19 protein-coding genes and 1 tRNA gene are annotated in these 23,976 nt (G+C 69.7%); 7 read left to right on the top strand and 13 right to left on the bottom strand.

The features are described from left to right. Positions 1 to 15 precede the first annotated feature (15 nt). Both GA0074692_RS13075 and GA0074692_RS13080 read left to right on the top strand, forming a co-directional pair. Positions 16 to 342, top strand: a complete 327-nt coding sequence (locus tag GA0074692_RS13075; RefSeq protein ID WP_091644132.1) for a DUF6331 family protein — start codon at positions 16 to 18, stop codon at positions 340 to 342. Positions 343 to 576: 234 nt separating this feature from the next. Further along, a complete protein-coding gene (locus tag GA0074692_RS13080; RefSeq protein ID WP_091644135.1) occupies positions 577 to 1,086 on the top strand; it encodes a hypothetical protein in 510 nt (169 codons plus the stop codon). A gap of 512 nt (positions 1,087 to 1,598) precedes the next feature. On the opposite strand, the gene GA0074692_RS13085 is transcribed toward GA0074692_RS13080, so the two are convergent. The 8 genes from GA0074692_RS13085 to GA0074692_RS13115 form a co-directional block, all read right to left on the bottom strand. Next, positions 1,599 to 3,758 carry a TerD family protein gene (locus GA0074692_RS13085; protein ID WP_091644138.1) on the bottom strand — a complete coding sequence of 720 codons (2,160 nt, stop codon included), beginning with the start codon at positions 3,756 to 3,758 and terminating at the stop codon, positions 1,599 to 1,601. Positions 3,759 to 3,813: 55 nt separating this feature from the next. Beyond that, positions 3,814 to 3,941: transfer RNA gene (locus GA0074692_RS34705), tRNA-OTHER, on the bottom strand. Between the two features lie 78 nt (positions 3,942 to 4,019). Beyond that, entirely contained in the window at positions 4,020 to 4,805 is a 786-nt protein-coding gene (locus GA0074692_RS13090) for an IclR family transcriptional regulator (RefSeq protein WP_091644141.1), read from the bottom strand. 33 nt (positions 4,806 to 4,838) lie between these two features. Continuing rightward, a complete protein-coding gene (locus GA0074692_RS13095) occupies positions 4,839 to 5,993 on the bottom strand; it encodes a glycerate kinase (protein ID WP_091644144.1) in 1,155 nt (384 codons plus the stop codon). After that, a complete protein-coding gene (locus tag GA0074692_RS13100; protein ID WP_091644147.1) occupies positions 5,990 to 6,946 on the bottom strand; it encodes a D-2-hydroxyacid dehydrogenase in 957 nt (318 codons plus the stop codon). Before GA0074692_RS13100 ends, GA0074692_RS13095 begins: the two co-directional genes overlap by 4 nt. Continuing rightward, positions 6,943 to 9,381: a beta-glucosidase family protein gene (locus GA0074692_RS13105; RefSeq protein WP_091644151.1), complete on the bottom strand. Its 2,439-nt coding sequence runs from the start codon at positions 9,379 to 9,381 to the stop codon at positions 6,943 to 6,945. Before GA0074692_RS13105 ends, GA0074692_RS13100 begins: the two co-directional genes overlap by 4 nt. After that, positions 9,378 to 10,286 carry a 2-hydroxy-3-oxopropionate reductase gene (locus GA0074692_RS13110; RefSeq protein WP_091644153.1) on the bottom strand — a complete coding sequence of 303 codons (909 nt, stop codon included), beginning with the start codon at positions 10,284 to 10,286 and terminating at the stop codon, positions 9,378 to 9,380. Before GA0074692_RS13110 ends, GA0074692_RS13105 begins: the two co-directional genes overlap by 4 nt. Continuing rightward, positions 10,283 to 11,128, bottom strand: a complete 846-nt coding sequence (locus GA0074692_RS13115) for a hydroxypyruvate isomerase family protein (protein WP_091653376.1) — start codon at positions 11,126 to 11,128, stop codon at positions 10,283 to 10,285. The genes GA0074692_RS13110 and GA0074692_RS13115 overlap by 4 nt, the downstream gene beginning before the upstream one ends. A 252-nt stretch (positions 11,129 to 11,380) precedes the next feature. On the opposite strand from GA0074692_RS13115, the gene GA0074692_RS13120 reads away from it, so the two are divergent. From GA0074692_RS13120 to GA0074692_RS13140, 5 genes are read left to right on the top strand one after another with little or no spacing between them, the layout of a single operon-like run. Next, a complete protein-coding gene (locus GA0074692_RS13120; protein ID WP_176738439.1) occupies positions 11,381 to 11,809 on the top strand; it encodes a GlcG/HbpS family heme-binding protein in 429 nt (142 codons plus the stop codon). Beyond that, complete coding sequence (locus GA0074692_RS13125) at positions 11,806 to 14,001, top strand: malate synthase G (protein WP_091644161.1); 2,196 nt, start codon at positions 11,806 to 11,808, stop codon at positions 13,999 to 14,001. Before GA0074692_RS13120 ends, GA0074692_RS13125 begins: the two co-directional genes overlap by 4 nt. Before the next feature lie 25 nt (positions 14,002 to 14,026). Further along, complete coding sequence (locus GA0074692_RS13130; protein ID WP_091644164.1) at positions 14,027 to 16,204, top strand: alpha-amylase family protein; 2,178 nt, start codon at positions 14,027 to 14,029, stop codon at positions 16,202 to 16,204. After that, positions 16,201 to 16,965, top strand: coding sequence for an alpha/beta fold hydrolase (locus GA0074692_RS13135; RefSeq protein WP_091644168.1), 765 nt, complete (start codon positions 16,201 to 16,203; stop codon positions 16,963 to 16,965). Before GA0074692_RS13130 ends, GA0074692_RS13135 begins: the two co-directional genes overlap by 4 nt. Positions 16,966 to 17,007: 42 nt before the next feature. Further along, positions 17,008 to 17,673: a GntR family transcriptional regulator gene (locus GA0074692_RS13140; protein WP_091644172.1), complete on the top strand. Its 666-nt coding sequence runs from the start codon at positions 17,008 to 17,010 to the stop codon at positions 17,671 to 17,673. Positions 17,674 to 17,781: 108 nt separating this feature from the next. On the opposite strand, the gene GA0074692_RS13145 is transcribed toward GA0074692_RS13140, so the two are convergent. The 5 genes from GA0074692_RS13145 to GA0074692_RS13165 all read right to left on the bottom strand — a co-directional run bounded on the left by GA0074692_RS13145 (position 17,782) and on the right by GA0074692_RS13165 (position 23,621). Beyond that, the gene (locus tag GA0074692_RS13145) at positions 17,782 to 18,606 is read right to left on the bottom strand and encodes an alpha/beta fold hydrolase (protein WP_091644175.1); all 825 of its coding nucleotides are present in this window, start codon (positions 18,604 to 18,606) and stop codon (positions 17,782 to 17,784) included. Then, entirely contained in the window at positions 18,599 to 20,650 is a 2,052-nt protein-coding gene (locus GA0074692_RS13150; protein WP_091644178.1) for a beta-galactosidase trimerization domain-containing protein, read from the bottom strand. The genes GA0074692_RS13145 and GA0074692_RS13150 overlap by 8 nt, the downstream gene beginning before the upstream one ends. Further along, positions 20,647 to 21,537, bottom strand: a complete 891-nt coding sequence (locus tag GA0074692_RS13155) for a carbohydrate ABC transporter permease (protein WP_091644181.1) — start codon at positions 21,535 to 21,537, stop codon at positions 20,647 to 20,649. Before GA0074692_RS13155 ends, GA0074692_RS13150 begins: the two co-directional genes overlap by 4 nt. Continuing rightward, the gene (locus tag GA0074692_RS13160) at positions 21,534 to 22,292 is read right to left on the bottom strand and encodes a carbohydrate ABC transporter permease (protein WP_218106650.1); all 759 of its coding nucleotides are present in this window, start codon (positions 22,290 to 22,292) and stop codon (positions 21,534 to 21,536) included. The genes GA0074692_RS13155 and GA0074692_RS13160 overlap by 4 nt, the downstream gene beginning before the upstream one ends. A gap of 165 nt (positions 22,293 to 22,457) precedes the next feature. Continuing rightward, positions 22,458 to 23,621 (bottom strand): extracellular solute-binding protein, encoded by a 1,164-nt coding sequence (locus tag GA0074692_RS13165; protein ID WP_218106651.1) that lies wholly within the window; start codon positions 23,619 to 23,621, stop codon positions 22,458 to 22,460. Positions 23,622 to 23,976: the final 355 nt, after the last annotated feature.

A 23,976-nucleotide genomic window follows, 5' to 3' on the forward strand; every position in this document is an offset into this window, starting at 1 on the left:
GCGGAAGGAGCGGCAATGGTGGACGTGTCGGTCGAGATACCACCGCCGCTGAGCAAGGGCATCATCTTTTGCGAGGTCGAGTGTGTCCGCCCGTGCTGCGGGATCGACGCCGTCTCCACCGATCCCGCCCTTATCGAAACGTGGTGCCGTCAGGTGGGGTCGGTCGCGGTGGCCGAGGCTCGGCTTCAACTCGCCGAGCTGATCGAGGTGGTCGAGGACCGCTCACACCGCGTCACGTCGACATTCCTGAACCACTACACGCACGACGACCCCGCGCGGCGTCAGTTGCTGGACTTCCTGGCCGCGTTCGATGCGGGACTGGCGGCCGGCGACGCGTCGTGAGTCAGCGATAGGCGATCAAACCCGTCCAAGCCCCCGACGTCTCCGACATCCGAACGCCTGCCGGAGGCCGACTGACCCACCGGCCCACGACCGAGGGGCGATCTACGGGATCACCGGTACCGGCAGCTACCAGCCGACCGGACACAACTGCAGTCGCCAACCCGACACGCCACGCCCAACCGGCCCAGACCACACCATCATCGACCGGTCACCAGCCCAGCCAGGGAGACCCCTTTGACCCACCTGCCGCCCCAGCCCAACCACGACCCGAACCACCAGTCCTGGGGCACCCCGCCGCAGCCCACGGAGTTCACCGTCACCGCGCCGCAGGCGACCATCCGGAAACCCCTCATCATCGCCGGCATCACCGCCTTGGCCGTCCTTTTCACCGGCACCATCGGCTACGCCGCCTGGGAAGGGTTCATCCGCGAAGACACCGGCGTCGCCGCCTGCAAAGCCATGCGCGACGGCAAGCAGATGGACGGCCGCGAAAAGACCAACGGCGACGACAAGATGACCGAGGCTGAGTACCGGGAAGCGCGGGCAATCTTCGAGGAATCCCACTACGAGAAGCTGGAGGAGCACGGCACCGCCATCGTCGACCTGGCGTGGCAGATCCAAAACTTGGGGGACGGCAACGAGATGGCCGCTGTCGCGTTCGCGGAGCCGATGAAGACGCACCTGTCGGGGTTGCAGTCGGCGTGCGCGGACCAGGGCGTGATCGTGAATTTGAGCGCCGATTAGACGGCGTTGTGGTGGGGAGCCGGCCGCCCGTCGGGCACTCGGGCGAGTTCGAAGTGTTCGTCGAGGGCGAGGACGGCACCCACCGTCACCAGGGCGTTCAAGGTATGCGTCACGGCAGCCAGGTTCCGCGACGGGGGTCGCCGCAGACCTGACCGACGGTTGCCGCAGGTAGAACTCTCCGGTTACCGGCTCTCGACAGCTCCAAGCACGCCTGGCTGAACGCCGGATGGAAGGTCGACACGGTCGACCTGAGGCGCGAGCTGGTGACCTTCACCCGAGACCGGGCGTAGCACCTCGCCCCGACCGGCTCAGACATCTGCACGAGCCGTGTGTCGTCGAAGCAGCGTGGCGCTGCTTCGACGGGCAAATCGGGATGTGGCCGAGAGATTCCTGTGGTTCGCGGGCGAGTGCCGAGGAGAGCGCGGGCGCTGAATGCCAGGTCTCCGCTTGCGCGGAGTTCCCGAATCGAACGGAATAGTAGGAAGCGCCTGCATGGCCTCGGCTGTCGCCGCTTACTCAGGGATCAGTTCGCTGAGCCGATCCAGTGTATACGTCTCCGATCCCTCCGGCAGGTCCTCGGGCGCCTCGATGCCAATGAACGTGACCGGCTCGTCCGGCAACCGGCCGTTCCACGTCATCACCTCGGCCCGTGCGCGCCACCGGTCAACGAGGTAGGAGACGGTGAGGTACCGCCGCTCCATCAGCGCTCGTACCCGGTCGGCCGTGGTGAACGTGTTGTCCTCGACCTTGTTGAAGGACGGCCTGCCCCGCAGGTACAGGTGCAGCCACACGGCCTGCCAGCCACGCTCGCCCCTGGCGAACACCATCGGCAGCGCGACCTGGCCCTGGCCACGCAGGTGCGAACGCGCCCGCACGGTCCGCGCGTCGAACGGCGCACCGCGCTGGTCCCGTGTGCGGGTCTGGTACCCAAACATCGACTCGGCGACCTCGTCGAACGACTCGCCCGCATAGATGTAGACCTGCGGAACCACATACTGCCCACCAACTGTCAGGGGCACGTCGATGAACTCGGTCGCACCGTTCGTCGCGTCGGTGACGTCGCCGGAGTGCACCACACCGTCGTGGTGATAGTTCGTCCAGGACACCTGGCCAGCACTGTGGAACTCGTCGTCGAGCAGCAGCACCGACAGGTCGTAGTCGGTACGACGACTGGTCTGACGCCAGTAGGTGAAGAAGCGCAGCAGCTCACCGGAGACCGCCGCCCGCGACCCCCTCGGCAGCACCGCGAATCCGCCCTCGGCCGCCTTGCCGGACAACGGCAGTGCGACGTCGAGCACCTCCGGGTCCACCACCAGCGGCCGTTCCGGCGCCGGCAGGCGGGCGCTGATCTCGGCGTCGAGCAGCGACGACAGCTCGGCCACCAACCCGGCGGGCAGCGGTGGCCGCTGGTCCGGCCCGACCCACGCGCGCCGCGAGCGGTTCACGTACATCCGGGCGGACGCCGGAGTCAGTCGGTTGTCGACATGCTCCCGCAGCGAGAGGAGCACCCGGCCCGACGCCGAGCCGAGCGCATCGGTCACCGCTTCGACCACAGCGGTCCGTTCCGACGGCGATGCCATCCGCAGCAGCCGGTCCGCGGATCGCAGGAGCAGGCCCGGCGCGGCCGACAACACCGAAGCGGCCGGGCCGATGGCTCCGGCGCGGATCGCCGTCTCCGCGCGGCCGGCGAGGTTGGGTACCCGTCGCTCGCCGCGCGCGACCGTGAACACCTTCTGCGCGTGCGGCCACTGGCCGTACTCGTGCGGGTGCAGCCGCTCCCCGAGTCGCTTCCACCGCTCCGCGTAGCGCACGACGTCACCGAGCTTGTCCGGGCTTGCCCCGACGACCTCGTTCAACGCGGCCAGCAGCATCCGCCGCTCCGGGCGCCGGAAGGCACGGAATCGCGTGGGTGTCTCAAGCGAGGCGTCCCCGCCGGAGACATGGCAGGCAAGGCGCAGCACGTCGGTCGTCGTGTCCACGCCGACCAACGGCCGGCCCAGGACAAGCCGAACCCCGTTGAGCACGGCACGGTTTTCCCGCACCGGAACCTCGGCCGGCTGCGCAGCGTCCACACAGGCGACCGCGAGTTCACTGAGGAGCGCAAGGTCCGCCTCACCATGCGGCGTCGAGCTACCGGCCAGAGCCAGATACAGCCGCGCCGCCTCCACGTCGGCCGCGTCGCCGAGACGCAGCAACGTCACCCGGTCCCCGGCTGCGGCGATCAGCGCGTCGTGCACGGCCAACAGCTCGGCATAGGTGTGCTGGTAGACCCCGTAAGCCGGCAGGTCGAGCAGGTTCACCCCACCCGAGGCGACGGCGTCCCGCAGCTGCGCGTCGGTGGCCGTGCCCCCGCCGGTGAGCACGGCCGCCCGAAGCCGATCCGTCCAGAACTCGATGGTGTCCGGCACGCCGTCCGGGAAGCCGATGAAATAGGCGTTGTGCTGGACATGATCGCCTACCAGCTCACGCACCGCCGACACGACTGTAGCGGCGAGATCCATCGCCGGCGCGGGGGCCAGGGCGCCGATGTGCTCCAGCAGAGCCCGCGACGCCGAGAACCCGACATCGAGCAACGCCGCATCCAGTTGCCGGGCCACCACCGTGCCATCGCCAGCCGCGCCATGGCTGGCCGGCACGCGCAGCGTCTTCTGGATAATCAGCTTCTCGAGCACGTGGTCCCCCGTTCCGGTCGACTCCGGCAGTTGCCAGCCTGCAGCCGCAGCACAGTGGGTCGCCGGGGACTCGAACCCCGAACCTTCCGATTAGGCAAGGAGAAGGAAGCGCCTCCATGACCGCACAGGCGGAAAGCGAACGCGCTACTCAGTCGAATGCTCTGCCAGTTGAGCTAGCGACCCAGATGTCGATCATCGCACCGGCCGGGCAGACATGGCCATCGAGTTTCAGAGTCACTGCCGGACACGGCATGCATCGGGCTAGTCGGACTGCGTAACGAGCGAGCTCGCGAGCTGCTCGGCTGCGTGGAGCAGGGCGGGGACCATCCACTCCGCCGCCGCGTGCGTGACACGCGTGTTCGGGCCCGATACCGACACCGCCATCGGCGTCAGTGCCCTGGGGACGGCAACCGCGAAGCAGCGGACCCCCACTTCCTGCTCCCCCTCGTCGATCGAGTAACCGCGTTCCCGGATCGTTGCAAGGTCGGCGAGGAGGTCTGATTCCGTGGTGTGCGTGCTGTTGGTGAAATGAGGCATGCCCACGCGCCGCACCATGGCCAGGACGTCGGCGTCCGGAATCTGCGCCAGGAGCGCCTTGCCCACACCGGTCGAATGCGGGTGTACGCGGCGCCCGACCTCGGTGAACATCCGCATCTGGTGACGAGACGGCACTTGCGCGACGTAGACGACCTTGTCTCCGTCGAGGATCGCGAGGTTCGCGGTTTCCTGGGCGGCGTGCTCCAGCTCCTCGAGCGCGGGACGGGCCCATGCGGCCAGGAGCCGGGTCGCCTGGTCGCCGAGCGGGATGAGTCCCGGACCAAGCGCATAGCGGCGGGACGGAAGCTGACGGACGTATCCGAGCGAGACGAGCGTGCGCAGAAGGCGGTGAATGGTCGGGAGCGCGAGGCCAAGACTGTCGGCGAGCTCGGTCAGTGACGCCTGACCGCCTCGCTCGCCGAGGGCCTCGAGCAGTCCGAACGCGCGGGCAACGGACTGCACGCCACCACTGTGCGTGACGTCCACCACACCCTCCGGGTATTTGTCCATGATACGGAAAATAGTACCCGGAAGGGGAGACGGTTACGTCACGCCTTCGACTGACTCCCGGGCCAGCCGCGCGCCAGCCTCACGCAGCCACCGGGCGGCGTCGGCCATCGCGCGGTCGGGGCTACCGGCGGTCTTCGCGAGCGAGATCGCGGCGACCACGCCCACCGGGCGGGCCAGTATCCGGCCGGCGACGAGCGCGACCGGTACACCCGCCTCGCGTGCCTGCGCGATGACGACCGACGGCGCCTTTCCGTGCGGCGACTGCCCGTCCCAGCTGCCCTCGCCGGTCACCACGAGGGCGGCGCCCTCGATCGACGCACGAAGGGCGACAAGGTCGGCGATCGTGACGGCGCCGGGAGCCGCCTGTGCCCCCCACGCCATCAGACCGAACCCTGCTCCCCCGGCAGCGCCCGCACCGGGCGTGCGGGGATCGAAGCCGACGGCGCGCGACCATCGCGCCAACGCCCACTCGATGCGCATGACCTCGTCGGCGTTCGCCCCCTTCTGCGGCGCGAACACTGCGGCCGCCCCATCGGGGCCGAGCAGCGGTGAGACGACGTCGGTGAGTACGAGCGCGCCGTCTCGGGGAAGCGGGACGAGGCCGCCGAGATCGACGTGCGCCACGTTCTCCAGGCCCCGGGCGCCAGGGCCGACCGGAGAGCCGTCGGCGTCGACCACCCGGGCGCCGAGAGCGTGCAGCAGGCCCGCGCCGCCGTCGCTGGAGGCGCTGCTGCCCACGGCGAGCACGAGCCGGGTCGCTCCGTACTCGAGTGCGTCGCGGATGGCCTGCCCGAAGCCGATCGTGCTCGCGTCGAGGGGGCGTAGTGCCGTGGCGTCCGCGACGAGCTCGATCCCCGACGTGTTGGCCAGTTCCACGACCGCGGTCGCCGCCGGTCCGTGGTCGGCAGGCAGGAGTAGCCAGCAGGTGTCGACGGGCGTGCCGGTCGGGCCGGTCACGGTGACGGGCATGCGGCGCGCGCCGGGAACGGCCGAGGCGAAAGCATCGAGGGTGCCTTCGCCTCCGTCGGCCATCGGCAGGCAGACCAGCTCGTCGTGTGGACGGACTGCCGCCCACCCGTCGGCCATGGCCTGCGCGGCCGCTGCCGCGCGGATGGTCCCCTTGAAACTGTCGGGGGCGAACACCACACGCGTGGGTTTCGATGTTTCTCGAACGTCCGAGGCTGTCATCCGAACGCGTACCCTGACTGCTTGTCGACCACGTTCACGAGTGGACGGCGCTGGGCGTAGCGCTCGACGTTGTCCACGAAGACGTCGACGGCGCGCGCCACGGTCTGCGGCGTGGTGGCACCGTTGTGCGGGGTGACGATGACGCCCGGCTCGGTCCACCACGGCGAGTCGGCGGGAAGGGGCTCGACGCGGTGCGCGTCCAGACCCGCGCCGGCGATGCGGTGTTCCCGGACTGCCGCGAGCATGGCCTCGTCGTCGACGATCTCGCCTCGTGAGATGTTGATGATCGTCGCTGTCGGACGCATCGCCGCGAACACCCGTTGGTCGATCATCCCGCGCGTCGTGGGCGTCAGCGGCGCGGCGACGACGAGGTAATCGCACTCGGCGGCGAACTGCGTGATCTGCTCCGGACCGTACATCCTCTCCACCCCGGCCGCGGGAATCGTGGGCCTGCCACGCAGCCCGACCACCCGCATGTGGAACGCGTGGCACTTCTCGGCGAGGTCACGGCCGGCTGCTCCCATCCCGACAATGCCCACGGTCTGTCCCGCGAGTTCGCGATGTGGGTATCGATCCCACGTCCGCGCCCGCTGCGCGGCCAGCCACCGCGGTACGTCCCGGTCCAGCATGAGCATCAGCAGAAGGGCGTGCTCGGCCAGCGGAATCGCTCCGTTGCCCGCCGACGACGTCAGCACCACGGCATCGGCTGCGCGCATCTCCTCCGACAGGTCGGCGTCGGCGCCCGCGGTCCAGAGATGGTTCCAGCGCAGCCTGCCCGCGCGGGCGATGTCGTCCGGTTCGAGGTGCCCCGCGTACACCTCGGCCGTGGCGATGAGCGTCTCGTCGGGTTCCGGGGCGACGACGAGGCGGAACCCGGGTGCCGCCGTACGGATCCGGTCCGCCGCCGGTGCCGGCAACGTGATCTGCCCGACGACGATGAGCCGGTCGGTCACGACGGGTCCTGCCCGACCACGAGCCGCACCGACTCGCCCACGTCTCCGGCGGAGGCGCCGATCGCCAGCGCGAACTCACCGGGCTCGTACACCCATCCCCGGTCCCAGTGGGCGAATGTGCGCTTCGGAATACGGATGTGGACCTCGGCGCGCTCGCCGGGGTCGAGCCAGACCGGCGCGAAGCCGGCCAACCACCGGACCGGACGGTCGATCGCGGAGTCGGGACGGGAGGCGTAGACCTGGACGACGTGCTTGCCCCGCCGCGCGCCGGTGTTCGTCACCGTCGTCGTAAGGAGGTGCTCGTCGGCCTCCGGCCGCACCGTCGGCGTCGTCGTCTCGAACGTCGTGTATCCGCGTCCCTCGCCGAACCAGAAGCGCGGGGTACGACCGGAGCGCAGCCAGGCGCGATAACCGACGTGGATCCCCTCGTCGTAGCGCAGGCGTCCCTCGTGCGGGGTGACGTTCCGGACCGGCAGATCCTCGAACTCGCGTGGCCAGGTGGTGGGGAGGCGACCACCGGGCTCGGCGGCCCCGCTCAGGATGTCGCCGAGCGCGTGCCCGTACTCCTGCCCGCCGAACCAGGTGAGCAGCACCGCGGCGGCGGCGTCCGCCCAGGGCAACAGCACGGGCGAGCCCGAGTTGACGACCACCACCGTGCGCGGGTTCGCCGCGAGCACCCGCCGGGCCAGTTCGTCCTGGCGACCCGGCAGGTCGAGATCGGCGCGGTCGCGCCCCTCCGACTCGACCCTGCTGTTGGTTCCGACGACGAGCACGACCACGTCGGACTCGGCGGCCAGGATCTCCGCCTCGGCCAGGAGTTCGTCCGGATCGGACAGATCGGGGCCGAGGCCGAAGCCGGCGCTGAGCACGCCCCCGAGCGCGCCGTCGGCCGGCTCGTAGTCGAGCCGGAACTCGAGCGCGTAGGTTCGCCCTGCCTCCACTGATGTGCGGACGGTGCAGGTGGACGGCGACAGCAGCGAAGCGCCGAGGTCCTCACCGTCGGCCTGGGCCACCTGGTCCAGCAGGGTCTGCCCGTCTCGTACGAGTCGTCCGCGTCCGACGCCGGTGAAGCCGATCTCGACCTCGCCGGAGTCGGCGGGCGTCCACTCCGTGACGACCTCGAGCGTTCGCCCACGGCTGATCGGCGCGTCCCCGCCGAACCACACCCACGACGACGCGAAGCGGTCCTCGTCGACGAGGACCTCGCCGTCGGCTCCGAGGAGTCGCAGGCGCACACCCTGCTCGCCGGTACGCGGATTGCGCGTCTCCTCCAGCGGGATGTCGGTCAGGCCGTCCTGCACGACCGCGCCGAGGGCGTAGTCCACCCGGGACCCGGGGAAGGCGGCGCGCACTCCGGCCAGCGGACTGACGACGCATTCCGGCAGGACGGTCGCGCTCCCGCCGCCCTGGAACCGGGCCACCCTGGCGTTGTAGCCGATGACGGCGATTCGTGCCGGCGCCGGGTCGAGCGGGAGGATCCCGTCGTTGGCGACGAGGACCGTTCCGGCGATCTCCGAATCCCGGGCGAAACGGATGCTGTCGACCGGCGCCACCGGCAGCGCCTGCGCGTCGCCGAGTGCCCCGACCCGCGCGGCGAGGCGGAGGATCCGTACCACCTTCCGGTCGATCGCCGACTCGTCGACCTCGCCGGCGCGTACCGCTTCCACGAGCGGGTCACCCCAGGGGCCTTCGGGTCCGGGCATCGCGAGATCCTGCGACGCGCGGGCCGCCGCGATCGAACGCACCCCCGTCCAGTCGCTCACGACGACTCCGTCGAAGCCCCACTCGCTGTTCAGCGGGGTCTCGAGCAGCTCGTGCTCGGACGCGGTCACGCCGTTGACGGAGTTGTACGAGCTCATGACGGCCCACGCGTGTGCCTGCACGACCGCCGTCTCGAAGGCACGCAGATAGACCTCGCGCAGCGTCCGCTCGTCGACCTCGGCGCTGGCGGTGAACCGCTCGGTCTCGAAGTCGTTCGCGATGTAGTGCTTCGGTGTGGCGGCCACACCGAAGCGCTGCACCCCGTCGACGTATGCGGCGGCCAGTTCCGCGGTCAACAGCGGGTCCTCGCTGAACGCCTCGAAGTGACGCCCGGCCAGTGGCGAGCGATGCAGGTTGATCGTCGGCCCCAGGACGACGTCGACGCCCTTGCGGCGTGCTTCTGACGCCGACGCATGGCCGTACTCGGCGGCGACCATGCGGTCCCACGACGCGGAGAGGGCACTCGCGGAGGGGAGGCTGACGGAGGGGGACCGCTCGTCCCACACGGGTCCCCGCACTCCGGAGGGGCCGTCCGAGAAGACGATCGACCGCAGGCCGATCGAGGTGACGGGCACCGTACTCCAGAAGTCCCGCCCGGTGAGCAGCGCCACCTTCTCTTCCAGAGTCAGTCGCCCCACCAGCTCGCGCAGTCCGCCGTCGTCGATGGCCGTCACGCGCCCTCGCCTTCCTCGTCGAGTTCGTTCGTACGGCCGGAGAGCCGTTCGACCTGCAACAGCAGCGCGGAGTGGTCGAGCGGACCCCCGCCCTGCGCCCGCAACGACGTGACCAGGTCGGCCACGTGCGAGGCGAGTGGGACGGCGACGCCGGCGGCGCGGGCGGCGTCCAGCACGATGCCCAGGTCCTTGTGGTGCAGGTCGACGCGGAAACCCGGAGCGAAGCGCCGGTTCAGCATGCCGGGCGCCTTGCGCTGGATGACGGTGCTTCCGGCAAGTCCCCCGCCGAGCACCTCGACGGCGGACTCCAGGTCGACGCCGTGGGCGGAGAGGAAGACGAGCGCCTCGGCCAGCAGTTCGATGTTCCCGGCCACGATGAGCTGGTTCGCCGCCTTGACCGTCTGTCCGGCACCGGCGGGTCCCACGTGCACGACGGTCGAGCCGACGGCGTTGAGCACCGGTTGCGCGGCCGCGAAGTCCGCCGCGTCCCCGCCGACCATGACCGAGAGGGTGCCCTCGATGGCGCCGGCTTCCCCGCCGCTGACCGGCGCGTCCAGCGCACGCAGTCCGCGTGCCCGAGCCGCGTCGGCGATGGTGCGACTGACCTCCGGGCGGATCGTGCTCGCGTCGATGAGCAGGGTGCCCGGCGCGGCGTTCGCCAGAACACCGCCGTCGCCGAGCACGACCGCCTCGACGTCGGGACTGTCGGGCAGCATGGTCACCACGATGTCCACACCGCGTACCGCTTCGGCGACGGTCGCCGCTGCGCGCCCGCCCCGCTCCACCAACTGCCGCACCTTCCCGGATGAGCGGTTGTAGCCGATGACGTCGAAGCCGGCGGTGACGAGGTTCGCCGCCATCGGCGCCCCCATCACCCCCAGCCCGATGAATCCGATGCTGGTCACGCCAGCTCCTTCCATGAGTGGACGTCGACGTGGGCGAAGGGGTCGGCCGAGGGGTCCGCGTACTCCAGGGCGACCCAGCCGTCGTAGCCGAGCTGCCGGAGTAGCCGCACCCACTCGGCGAGCGGAAGGTCGCCCGTGCCCGGCGCCCCGCGTCCCGGCGCGTCGGCGATCTGTACGTGGGCGGCGTCCGCGCCGAAGGTGGCGATCGCGGCAGCCACGTCGTCGCCGTTGGTCGCCAGGTGGTAGAGGTCGAGCAGGATGCCGAGATTGCGTGGCCCGCCGTCGGCCGCGACCCGGGCGACGACGCGGGCCGCATCCTCCGCGGTCTTGATCGGGTACGCGGGTGCGCCGCTGACCGGCTCGATCATGAGCACTCCGCCGACGGCGTCGAAGATCGGCGCGATCCGTCGCAGCGTCCGTTCGGCGATCGCGTCCTGCCGGTCCGGCCTCGTGCCGTCCTGTCGGTTGCCGTACAGCACGTTGAACCGCCGGGTGCCCAGGCGTTCGGCGATCGCGCGCGCCACCTGGGCACTCGCGAGCAGCTCGTCCTCGCGTCCCGGCCAGGACAGGATGCCGCGGTCGCCCCCGGCCATGTCGCCGGCGAAGAGGTTCAACCCGACGAGCGCCAGACCGGCGCGTTCGATCTCGCTCGCGAACGCGTCCACCTCCGTCGCCGCCGGGTCCGCGGTGGGGAACGGCCACCAGAACTCCACCGCCGGGAATCCCGCCTCGCGGACGAGTCGCAGCCGCTCCGGGATCGGCAGTTCCTTCATGAGGATCGAGCAGTTGACGGCGAGGGTTCGGCTTCCGCCGGCCGGCCGGGCCTCCGGTCTGTTGAGCATGGACATCCGTTCTTCGTCGAGGGGGTCGGACGGCGCGATCCACCGCGACCACGGCGCGATTGCCAGACAATATACGTTGCCTGGCAGATGAGCCATGGCCACCCTTCCACTTCCTTCCGAATTATGGAAGAGTATTTCCGTGTAGCGGACGAGCTGCCCGGCGGGCTGGGCGACTGGTCGCGCGCGTCATGGCCAGCGCAGCCCGACGGCACTCGCAACCCCGGCACCGTCTCGGCACCCGAAGGAGACCTCATGAGCACGCACACCCTGGTGGCCACCATCACGTATGAAACGGCGGCACGGACCGTGTCCGCCGCGATCGACGCGGCGGAACGGGTGGGCGTGCGCGCGGTCGTGACCGTCGTCGACCCGTCGATGGCGCTGGTGGCGTTCGGGCGGGCCGACGGTGCCACGCCGCACAGCGTCGAGACCAGTAGGCGCAAGGCGATGACCGCAGCGTCCACCCGCAGACCCACGGCGGCGATGGCGCCGGACCTGGCGGTCGCGCTCGAACACGGCAGCGGGGGCCTGCTCACCAGCATCAAGGGCGGTGTGCCGGTGGTCTTCGACGGCGTCCACGTAGGCGGTCTCGGAGTCGCCGGAGGGCGACCCGACGAGGACGCCCGGATCGCGGCGACCGTGCTGGCGGAGATCGGCGCCGACGCGGAGCCGGCGCGATGAGCGGCGAGCGGGTGAACCGCGCCGCCCTCGACGTCTCCGCCGCGCTCGCGTCCTTCGTCGAGGACGAGGCACTCGCGGACACCGGCCTCGACGCCGACCGCTTCTGGCAGGGCGTGGCCGACCTCGTCCACGACCTCACCCCCGCCAACCGTGAACTGCTCGCGGTACGCGACCAGCTCCAGACGCAGATCGACGCGTACCACCGCGCCAACCCCGGTCAGCCCGACCCCGCGCACTACCGGCGCTTCCTGGAGGAGATCGGCTATCTCCTCCCCGAGCCCGGCTCGGTCTCGATCGCCACCGAGCGGGTGGATGACGAGATCGCGAGGACGGCCGGGCCCCAGCTGGTCGTTCCGCTCCTCAATGCCAGGTTCGCCGTCAACGCGGCCAACGCGCGCTGGGGGTCGCTTTACGACGCGCTCTACGGCACGGACGTGATCCCGGACGATGGCGAGACCCGTCGCGGCACGGAGTACAACCCGGCGCGGGGTGCGGAGGTGGTGCGACGCGGCCGCCGGCTACTGGACGACATCGCCCCGCTCGCCGACGGGTCGCACCAGGCCGCGACGGCGTATCACGTCGCCGACGGCGCGCTGTCGGTGCGACTCGTCCCGGGCGGCGAGACGTCCCTCGTCGACCCGGCCGCGTTCGTCGGTCACACCGGCTCCCCCGATGCTCCCGACAGCATCCTGCTCGTGCATCACGGTCTGCACGTCGAGATCGTCATCGACCGCGGCCACGTCGTCGGCCGGACGGACGCAGCGGGCATCGCGGACATCGTCCTGGAATCCGCGGTCACGACGATCATGGACCTCGAGGACTCGGTGGCGGCCGTCGACGCCGCCGACAAGGTGCTCGGTTACCGCAACTGGCTCGAACTGATGCGGGGCACCCTGAGCGAGGAGGTCACGAAGAACGGCGAGACCTTCCTGCGGACGATGGACGCCGACCGCAGCTACGTCGCACCCGACGGTTCCCCGCTCGTCCTGCCGGGACGGTCGCTCCTCCTGGTGCGCAACGTGGGTCACCTCATGACGACGGACGCCGTACGTGATCGCGACGGGACCGATGTCTTCGAAGGAATGCTGGACGCGGTGATGACCGCGCTGGGCGCACTCGCCGACCTGCGCGGCGCGCGGGCGGGTGCCAACTCCCGCGCCGGATCGATCTACATCGTGAAACCCAAGATGCACGGCCCGGCCGAGGTGGCGTTCGCGGTCGAGCTGTTCAGCCGCGTGGAGCAGATCCTCGACCTCCCGCCGAACACCCTCAAGTTGGGCCTCATGGATGAGGAACGGCGCACGACAGTGAACCTCCGGGCCTGCGTCGAGGCTGCGCGCGAGCGCCTCGTGTTCATCAACACGGGCTTTCTCGACCGGACCGGCGACGAGATCCACACCTCGCTGCACGCGGGTGTGATGGTGCCCAAGGGGTCGATGCGCGAGCAACCCTTCCTCCAGGCGTACGAGCGCGCGAACGTCGACGCGGGGCTCAGCGCGGGGATGCTGCGCCACGGTCAGATCGGCAAGGGCATGTGGGCCATGCCCGACCTCATGCGCGACATGCTCGAACAGAAGATCGCCCATGTGCGTGCCGGAGCCACGACGGCATGGGTGCCCTCGCCCACCGCCGCCACCCTGCACGCGCTCCACTACCACGCAGTGGACGCGTTCGCCGTCGGCGACGAACTCACGCGACGTGAGCCCCAGCCGGTCGACGACGTGCTCACCATCCCGCTGGCCGTCGCGCCGCTGTCGCGCGACGTCGTCGCCGGCGAACTCGACAACAACGTCCAGTCGATCCTGGGCTACGTGGTCCGGTGGATCGACCAGGGAATCGGGTGCTCGAAGGTTCCCGACATCCACGGCACCGCCCTGATGGAGGACCGCGCCACCCTGCGCATCTCGAGTCAGCTACTCGCGAACTGGCTCGCGCACGGCGTGATCACGCCTGCGGACGTCGACGAGAGCCTGGGCCGGCTGGCGTCCGTCGTCGACGGGCAGAACTCCGCGGACCCGCGCTACGAAACCCTGGTCACCCCCACCGGTCCGGGCCTTGCCTATCAGGCTGCCCGGCACCTGATCCTCGACGGCGCCGAACAACCGAACGGCTACACCGAGCCGCTGCTGCACGCCATCCGTCGGCGCCGGAAGGCGCTGAACGCCGTCCAGGCGCCGACGCGGATCGGCTGACCCCATGACGATCGGAGCACAAGAGTTGACATCAACCCTGCGACTGGCCGGCCTGACCCGGTTCGGTCAGGTCAACCTCACCGAGGACGACGTGCGACTCGTCGACGTGGGGTTCTGGACGGACATCTGGCAGCGCGCCCACCTACAGGCGGTGCTGCTGAACTGTGGGGGGATCATGGCCTATCACCCCACCCGTCTGCCCGGGCACCCCGTCGCCACCGGTGTCGACGAGCGCGACCTCTTCGGTGAGCTGGTCGGTGCGGCACGTGGACTCGGCATCGAGGTCGTGGGGCGACTGGATGTCGGCGTGGTGGACCAGCGGTTCCGTGACCTGCATCCCGAATGGATGATGGTCGACGCCGAAGGCCGATCCCGCACGCTCAACGACGTCACGGGCGGCAACTGGGGCCAACCCGGAGGCCATCGCCTCGAGAACGAGATGTACTACACCTGCATCAACTCCGGCCTGTTCACGGAGTACCTGCCGGCGCTGCTGAGCGAGGTCGCCGAGAGCTACGACATCGCCGGGTTCTTCACGAACGGCTTCCCGACCGTCGCGCTCGCCACGCCGTCCACCCGGATGGTGTGCCACTGCGCCCGGTGCCGGGAGCTGTGGGCCTCGTTCAGTGGCCACGACGAGTTCCCGACGGCGGACGATCCCGCGAGCCCGGTGTTCCGTGAGTACGTCCGGTTCCTCCAGGCGGCCTCCCTCGAGCGCCTCCGTGAGCTGCGTGCCCACACCCGGAGTCTCGCCCCGGGACTGTCGTTCACCACGTCCGCGATCCCTTCGCTCAGCGGCGGGCTGCCCTGGACGGAATGGGTGGCCGAGCTCGATCTGCTCGCGTGCGACAACCAGGACCGGTCGAGCGACTACGGGCGGTCGGCGCCGTCGCACAGTCTGTGGGAGGTCGGCCTCAGCTCCGAGGTGCTCCGATCCGTCTCCGCCGGCAGGCCCGCCCTGCGCGTGCAGTCGACCGCTCGACTGCGCGGGGGCGGGCGGCACTCGTCGAAGGAGCCGGCCGAGCTGCGGCTCCAGATGGCGGAGGCGCTGGCCCACGGGGAGTTGCCGGTCTGGCACGCGGTCTCGGGAAAGCAGTACAGCAGACGGTGGATCGACGGGGTGGTCGAGTTCGACGCCTGGCTCGCCGGAGCGGCCGACGCGGTCACCGGTCGCCGCTCGTTGGCCGACGTCGGAGTGGTCTGGTCGCAGGCGAGCACCTGGGTGCAGGACTGGGGCGTCGCGCTGCCCGGTCCCGCCTTCGCCCACGCGGTCAGCGGTTGGCATCTCGCGCTGTCGCGCCGTCGCCTGCCCGCGCAGCTGATCCTCGCCGACGGCACGGAATCGTTCGAGCAGGTCGCCACCCTCGTGTTGCCCAGCGCTCTCGTCCTGGACGCCGGTGCCGTGGAGCGGATCACGGCGTTCGCCGCCGCTGGCGGAGGACTGATCGTCTGCGGCACCGCGGGCATGACCGACCAGTGGGGCGTACCGCATGACGGCGATCCGATCGCCGCGCTGGTCGGCGTCGATCGTCGACCACCCGCCGCCGATGGCTACGACCTGGTTTCCTACCTGCACGTCGGCACGGATCCTCTCGTGAAGCGACTGCTTCCCGAACTCGAGGAGGACGAACTCGTCGTCGGCGGGAACTGGCTGGTGCCCTTCACCACGGCCGCGCGAACCGGTCTCGTGTGGAATCGATCGGAGCACATGATCCCCACCCACGCGGCCGGTCTTCCGCCCGCGAGTACGCAGCCGACGCTCGCGTTGAGCGAGCCGAAGGGACGTCGCGTCTTCCTCGCCACCGACCTCGACGCCCGGTACTTCGTACACCGGGCCGGCGACCACCGCGACGTCCTCGCGGGGATCGCCGAATGGACCCTCGATCCCTCCGGGCCCTCCGTCGTGGTGCGCGGTGACGGACGCGTCGACGTGCGTAGCTGGTACACGCCGACCGGAATCGCGATCGCCGTCGTGAACCTCGACAACCCCGGCGCGAACGACGAGCCCGTCGAGTCGTTCCGGCCGACCGGGCCGCTGAGCGTCCGGGTGCCGGGAGTCGACCGCGCCCGCGTGGGCCTGCGCCGGCAGGGCGCGGACGTCGAGGTCGTACCCGGCGGTGACGGGGTGACCTTCACGATCGACACGGTGGTGGACTTCGAACTCGCCACCATCGAGACCGTCTCGTCCGGGGAGGACGCATGACCGCGGCGCGTTGGACCGAGACCGGAGGATCGGCTGGTCGGGACGTCATCCTGCTCTGCAATCCACTGGGAGCCGCCCTGGAAGTCTGGGACCCCATGGTCGGGAGCCTGCGACGGCAGCATCGGGTCGTCCGGTACGACTCGCCGGGTCACGGTGGTTCGCCCCTCGCGGACGGGATCGACATCCGGTCGCTGACCGAGGTCGCCGTCGGCGTCCTGGACGCGGCCGGGGCCGAGCGGGCGCACGTGGTGGGCCTCTCGCTCGGCGGAATGGTCGGCCTGTCGCTGGCCGCCGTCCATCCGTCGAGGGTCGTCTCGCTCTCGGTCGTCTGCAGCGCGGCGTACTTCCCCGACAAGGAACTGTGGCGTCAGCGGGCGGCGCTCGCGCGGTCCGGCGGGATGGCGGAGTTGGCGGACGGCTCGCTGTCGCGATGGTTCACGCCGGCCTGGGCGGAGCGGAACCCCGCGGTCATCGACGACGCGCGGGCGATGTTTCTGGCAACCGATCCGGAGGGGTACGCGCGTACGGCGGAGGCCCTGGGGGCGCTCGATCTGCGGCCAGCGCTCGGCTCGGTGGGGTGTCCGACCCTGGTGGTGGCGGGTGATGTGGATCCGTCGACTCCGCCGGCCATGCTACGGGAGATCGCCGACGGTGTCCCCGACGCGCGGTACGAGGAGCTGGCCGGCGCACATTGGCTACCCGTGGAGCAGTCGCAGGCGCTCGGTGCGCTCGTGCTGCCGTTCATCGAGGCCGCCCACTGACGCTCGTCAGACAATCTTACAATCCATGGCATACTGTTGGGTATGACTGCCTCTCAGCCCGCGATCACCATCTCGACGACGACGCTCACCGATGCGGTGTTCGACTCGTTGCGTCAGCGAATCGCGACCGGCGAGATCCTGCCCGGGGAGCGGGTCACCGAGGCACGTGTGGTCGAGGAGTACAACGTAGCCCGCCCCACCGCGAAAGCCTGCATCGAGCGACTCGTCGGCACGGGGCTGCTGCAGCGCGCGAACCACAAGTCCGCGACCGTCACCGTGTTGACGGCCGACGACATCGACGACCTCTTCCTCGCGCGGACGGCCATCGAGGTGACCGCGGCGACCCGTCTGGCGGAGTCGGGCGACGTGCCCCGCACGATGCTGGAGGCACAGCGGGCGCTGGACATGGCGGGCGAGTTCGACGACCGGCTCGGACTGGTCCGCGCGGACATCGCCTTCCACTCGAGTATGGTGCGCGCCAGCGGCAGCAAACGACTCGCGCGCATGCACGAGCTCATCACCGGGGAAATCCTGCTCACCATCGGGAGCGCAGGTCATCAGAGCGCACCCGTCGCCGCGGTGGCCGCGGAGCACGCCGCGATTCTGGACGCGCTCCGCGCCCGCGACTCCGACACGGCCCGGGCGCGTCTGGTCGCCCACCTCGACTCGGCGCACCGGCGCGTGCGGAGCGCGTTCGAAACGGAGTAGTCCGGCCAGCGTGAGAGGGCCCCGCACGCTCGGCGAGTCAGGCGGGGACGGCAGGCACGGAACCCCGGTCACCACCTTGATGACCAGGGGTTCCGTGCCTGCGCGCGTTCAGACGCGCCGATCGACCGCACCAATCCGCGCGGACCCCTGCTCGCCGCGGAGCACACTCTCGACGATGAGTTCGGCCACCCTCGCCGGCGCCATCGCCTGGAGCATGTGCGCGGCCCCGTCGATGGCGGCGAACCTCGCCCCGGGTATCCGTGCGGCCATCGACTCCCCGTCCGCCACCGTCGCCGCCGGGTCATGGGTGCCCGAGACGATCAGCGTGGGACACGAGATGCCCGACAGACGCTCGCGCAGGTCGGAGGCCGCGAGGACGTCAGAGAAGGCGGCGTAGGCGGAATCGGCGGTGCTCTCCAGCATCCCGGAGTACTCGGCGACGATATCCGGGTGGGCACGGCAGAACTCCGGCGTGAACCAGCGCCGGATGACATCGGGCACGAGGTCACGTGTCCCCCAGTGCTGCACGATGTCCTTACGCGACCGCCAGAGCGCGGCGTCCATGACGGGCGTCGACCCGATCACGGTGATCGACGAGATGCGGTCAGGAACCATGTCCGCGAGCCGCAGCGCGGACATGCCACCGATCGACACCCCGGCGACGTGGACACGGTGCACACCGAGGGTGTCCATCACCTGAAGGATCTGGCGACTCAGTTCGTCCAGGTCGGCCGGGAGGCCCCGCGCCGGTGAGCGCCCGTGGCCGGGATAGTCGAGACACAGCACGCTGGTCACGGCGGTGAGTTCGGCGAGGAGCGGTCGCCAGATCTCCGTCGTCGTCGCCAGCGAGTTCAGCAGGAGCAGGGGGTCGCGTGACTGCGGGAGGCGCGACGGATAGTACGCGCGGTGCAGTTCACGGGCAGCCTCAGCCAAGTCGGATCACCTCAAGTACACCATCGAGTTCGACAGGGATCCGGACCCGACCGTCGACGACGGACTCCGGCTGGATCTCCCGCACGTCCACCAGGGCGTGCACGCCCTGCCGTGCGGCATCGGCAAGCGGTCCGCCGAGCGTGACCGTGCCGCGTGCGGGCAGGGAGGCACGCACCCGGTCTCCCCGTCCGCCCGAGTGGTTCACCAGGTGCATCACCCAGCGCCCCCCGCTGCGGCCGAGGGTGATCTCGACCTGGGTCGGGAGGTCGACGTCGATCTCGTGGGGCGCGGCGAGCAGCGAGCGCACCTCGTCGGCGATCACGCGGTGGAGCGCGGTGAGGCCCGAGGTGTGCGCTGTGGTGCCGATCGCCCAGGGAAAGTGACTGACCGCGCCTTCGCCGTACCTTCCGCGTACCAACGCCGGGGCACCGCCACGCGCCGAGTTCCCACCGGTGATCTCGGGTGGACCGAACGGGGTCTGCGTGCTGAGCGCGAGTCGGCCGACGGTCGCGTCCGCTCCTCGCTCGACGACACTGAAGTGGCCCAGGACCGGGTGCAACGGCTCGTCGGTCCGGCCGTCCGCCGGGCCCACGTACCGCCCGCCCAACTCCGCGAGCCCCGCCAGCCTGCGCACCCGGCGGGTGACCGGATCACTGTCGAAGATCGGCGTCTCACCGTCGAAGACCTCGCCGGTGAGCACGAGGGTCCCGCCGCCTCGGACGAAGTCGTCCAACGCCTGCCGGAGCGGCTCCTCCAGTCCCTCCGCACCCGGGACGACCACGACGTCGTAGCGCGACACCACGTCGTCGCCCACCAGGCGGTCCTGGAACTGGAGACCCAGCACGTCGAACGGAATGTGCGCCTCCTGGAGCGCGGTGTACACGCCTCGGTACTCCGAGAAGTCCACGCGGTTCTGCATCGCGCTCAGCGCCGTGCCGCCCCGTGGCCGCAGCACCGCCACCCGGTTGGCGGGCGTGAACCCGGCGTACAACTCCGTGTGCTCACGAAGGAAGCCGAGCAGGTCGGCGGCCGCGTCCAGGCACGGGTACCGGCCCGCTTCCACTGCGCCGACCACGACGGTGGAGGGAAGCGCGCCACGGGACAGCGCCTGGGCGATGTACCGCTGGAACTGGGTGGGTTCCTCGGCGATCTGCCGGTACGGCAGGCCCAGGTTGACCGAGGAGTGGACGAGAGCGGGCACCCCCGGGTCCGACAGTCGGTTCACGCTCGCCAACTCGCTCGGCGTGTGCGCCCACCAACGGTCGCCGTTGTGGTCGAGCGCGCTGTTGGTCTCGAGGAACGCGATGTCCATCCGCACATCAGCCAGCATGAGCGGCGTGCCCGGACGCACGTCGTTGACCACGCTCGAGTAGCGTTCGGCCAGCTCGGTGAGGAGCCGCAGGGCGACCTCGAGCCACTGACCGTACCCGTCGTCGGTGAGTGTGCGCGGATGCTGTCGGCCGGGATGGGCGGCCTGGAACGCCGTACGGCACCGCTCGCACTGGCACACGCCCTTGTAGATGCCGCTGTAGGCGACCTCGGGGTACTGGAGCCAGTTGAAGAAGACCCCGTCGACGGGGTAGCGCTCCACGAAGTCACGGAGAATGCGCGGCACGAGCAGCTCGTGGTAGTCACTGCGCGGACAGATCGCCGTCAGGCCGTCCTCCGTGAACCATTCCCCGTCCTTGTCGACGAAGGCCCACTCGGGATGATCGGCGATGACCTCGGTGGGCAGCCGGGAGAAGTCGAACCGGGACAGTACGCGCACGTCGCGCGCGTGCGCGGCCGCCAGCACGTCGCCGACCATGTCGCCCGACGGCCGTTCGCGCAGGCGCGCCGCAGGCCGCTGGTACGCCTCGTGCGTGGGGTAGAAGTACATGATTCCGCCGGCGTTGCACAGCCAGGTGTCGTAGCCGAGGTCGACAAGCTGGTCCACGGCCGCGGGTGCGTCGAGAAGTGCGTCCTCCTCCCGGAGATTGGTCTGGAGCAGCCGGAAGGGAGAATCCCACCAACGCGGGCCGTCGTATCGAGATGCCGCAGTCACTTGATTCCTGTCGAGGCGATTCCCGCGATGAAGTACCGCTGGAAGAACATGAAGACGACGATGATGGGCAGGATCGTCAGGAGCGATCCGGCAAGGAGGGGCCCGTAGTCGGTGGAACCCTCCGTCTGCGAGATGGTCGTCAACGCCACCGGCAGGGTGTACATGTCGGTGGTCTGCGCGACCACGAGTGGCCAGAGCAGGTTGTTCCACGAGTTCACGAACGAGAGGATGCCGACGGTCGCGATGGCCGGTCCGCACAGCGGGAACACGACGCGGAAGAAGATGCGCCCCTCGCCGGCACCATCGAGGCGGGCGGCCTCCAGCAGTTCGTCAGGGAGCTGCGCGATGAACTGCCGCATGACGAAGACGCCGAGCGGAGTGATCAGGAACGGCAGGATGAGACCCGCGTACGTGTTGGTGAGCCCCATTCCCGCGACGGTGACGAACAGCGGGACGAACAGGACCAGCGACGGAACCATGAAGGTCACCAGGACGGCCGCGAACACCACGCTACGGCCCGGAAACTGCAGCTTCGCCAGCGCGTATCCCACGGCCGAGCAGAGGACGACGTTGCCCACGACGATGGCGACCGACACGATGACGCTGTTGAGGAAGTAGCGGGGGAACTCCGCGTCCGAGAAGAGCTGGGCGAAGTTCTCTCCGGTGAACGCCTCCGGCCACCAGCTCTGTGACCGCAGGATCTCTCCGGTGGGCTTGAAGGCGCTCAGGAGGTTCCAGATCAGCGGGCTGATCGTGAGCAGGGCGCCGAGGGAAAGCAGGCCATAGAGCAACCAACGGGCCGCCGGGCCGGGACTGTCGGCCGCAGAAGCTTTCCGCTGGCGCTCTCGGGTGACGTTGTGGGTGAGCGTCGCGCGTGTCGGTGTCATGTGCGGCTCCTGAGCAGTCGGAACTGGATCAGCGACAGGAGGCTGATGATCGCGAAGAGGATGTAGCTGGCCGCCGCCGCAGTCGAGTACTTGCCGAACCCGAACTCGTCGTAGATGTACATCGCGGTGGTTCGTGTGGAGTCGAGCGGTCCGCCCTGCGTGATGACGAACGGCTCCTCGAAGACCTGCACGACGGCGACCGTCATGAGCACCGCGGCGAGCAGGACGATCGGAACCAGCATGGGCACGGTGATCGAGACGAGTCGCCGCCATGAGCTGGCGCCGTCGACCCGTGCCGCCTCGTGGAGTTCTTCCGGAATCGACTGCAGGCCGGCGAGGAACAGCACCATAACCAGTCCGAAGCAGCGCCAGACCACCAGGAGGATGATGGTGGGCAGCGCCCAGAACGGGTCGGCCAGCCAGGCGGGCCCGTCGATTCCGAACGCCGCGAGCGCGGCGTTGACGGTGCCCTCGTCGGCGAAGAGGAACTTCCACACGACGGCGATCGCGACGATGCCCGTCACCACGGGAACGTAGTAGACGGTACGGAAGAAGGCTTTCCCCCATCGGATGCCACGGTTGAGTGCGACAGCCAGTAGCAGGGCGATGACGAGAATGAGGGGCACGCTGACGACGACCACGACGGCGGTGGTCAGCAGCGACTGGAGGAAGTCCGGGTCGGTGAGGACGTCGACGAAGTTGGTGAGTCCGACGAACTCGACGTTGAAGGGCGTACGCAGGTCGCGGCTCGTCATGTCCGTCATGCTCATGAAGAGCGACCAGATGATCGGCCAGGCGTTGAACAGAACGAAGACGATGACGAACGGCAGGGAGAAGAGCCATCCCGCGACCGCCTGCGATCGGCGGGTCGCGGACCGGGCGCCCCGCGAGGGGGCGCCCGGTCTTGGCGTTCGCGGCCACTACTGTCCGGTTCCGATCTTCTCCGCCTCGGCCTGAATGGCCGCTGCCGCGTCCTGCGGAGTGGTCACGCCGCGCGCGAGCCGCTCCGCGTACGTCGCGAGCAGGTCGCGGATCTCAGTCCAGGTGAGCACCCGCGGCAGGGGGATGCTCTGCTCGAGTTGCGCGGCGAACGTCTTCGCCGTCGGACTCTTTGCGACCGCACCCGACGTCCACGGCGCCCGGGCAGCGGGAAGCACGCCGGCAACCTGGTACGCGGCGTCCTGACTCTCCGGGGAGGACACGTGGCGAAGGAACTTCCACGCGGTCTCCTGGTTGTCGGAGTCGGCCATCACGGCCAGACCCGAACCGCCCAGGTATCCGGCGCCCGTCGCGGGGCCGGCGGGGAGCGTGGCGACTGCCAGCTTGGACGGGTCGCCGCCAAGCGCGTCCAGGGCGAGGTCGTAGGAGTACGAGCCGGTCAGGTACGACCCGACGGTGCCGTTGGCGAAGCTCGCCTCCATCTCTCCCGGGGCAGTGTAGGCCGTCTGCGGGTTGGAGATGCGGTCACGGAAGAACGCCTGGTAGTGGTCGAGCGCCCGGACCACTTCCGGCGTGTCGAAGGTGAACTTGCCGTCCTTGACGACCGTTCCACCCGACTGGTAGATCATCGGGAGGATCGTCTGCCATGCGATGGTGCCCCGCGGTCCGATGTACGTCCCGTTCGCGGCGCCCGCGGACTGCAGCGCCTTGCCGAACGTGAGCGCCTCGGCCCAGGTGGTGGGGGCCTTGACGCCCGCCCGCTGCGCGAGGTCGGCACGGTAGTAGAACGACTGCACGGTGACGTACCAGGGCACCGCGTACTGGACACCGTCGAAGGTCACGGCCTCGACCGCCGCGTCGAAGAACTCACTGTTGTCGACGACGCCCTTGGGCACGGGTGCGATGCCCTTGGCGGCGACGAACGACTGCAGGCCCGTGCTGGGCTGGATGATGTCGGGGACCTGGCCGCTCGCGATGGCGGTGTCGATCTTCCGGGGCAACTCGTCGAAGGACACCGGGGTCACGGTGATCGTGACATCGGGGTTGGTCTTCTTGAACTCCTCCGCGAGCGCCGACAGGGCCTTCCCCTCGTTCGCCGCGGCCCAGATCGTGATCTTTCCGGTGGCTGGCGAGTCGTCGATCACGGCGACGCTCTCTTGCGCTGTTCCCGGGTCCGATCTCCCGCAGCCTGTCAGGACGAGAGCGGTTGCGGCGAGTCCGGCCGTGGCAATGGCGGCACGGCGCGGGAATCCTGTACTGAACACAACGAGATCTTCCTCACTGGGGGTGGTGGGGTGGGTTGTGGTCGTAAGTTCGGATCACTTGTCTGGCAATCATGCAGATGCCACTGGTGGACAACCTACGAGCGCCGCTACCATAGTGCAAGCTTCCGATAGAAGGAATCTTTCTTTCGCAATGCGGAAACGGCCGAACGACCCTATACCGGACACCTCGCGGCCCTCCCAGCAGAGAAGGTCGTCCGGGTGGGTCGCGACGACT

This window comes from Micromonospora pallida (assembly GCF_900090325.1).
GTDB classification, from domain to species: Bacteria; Actinomycetota; Actinomycetes; order Mycobacteriales; family Micromonosporaceae; genus Micromonospora; species Micromonospora pallida.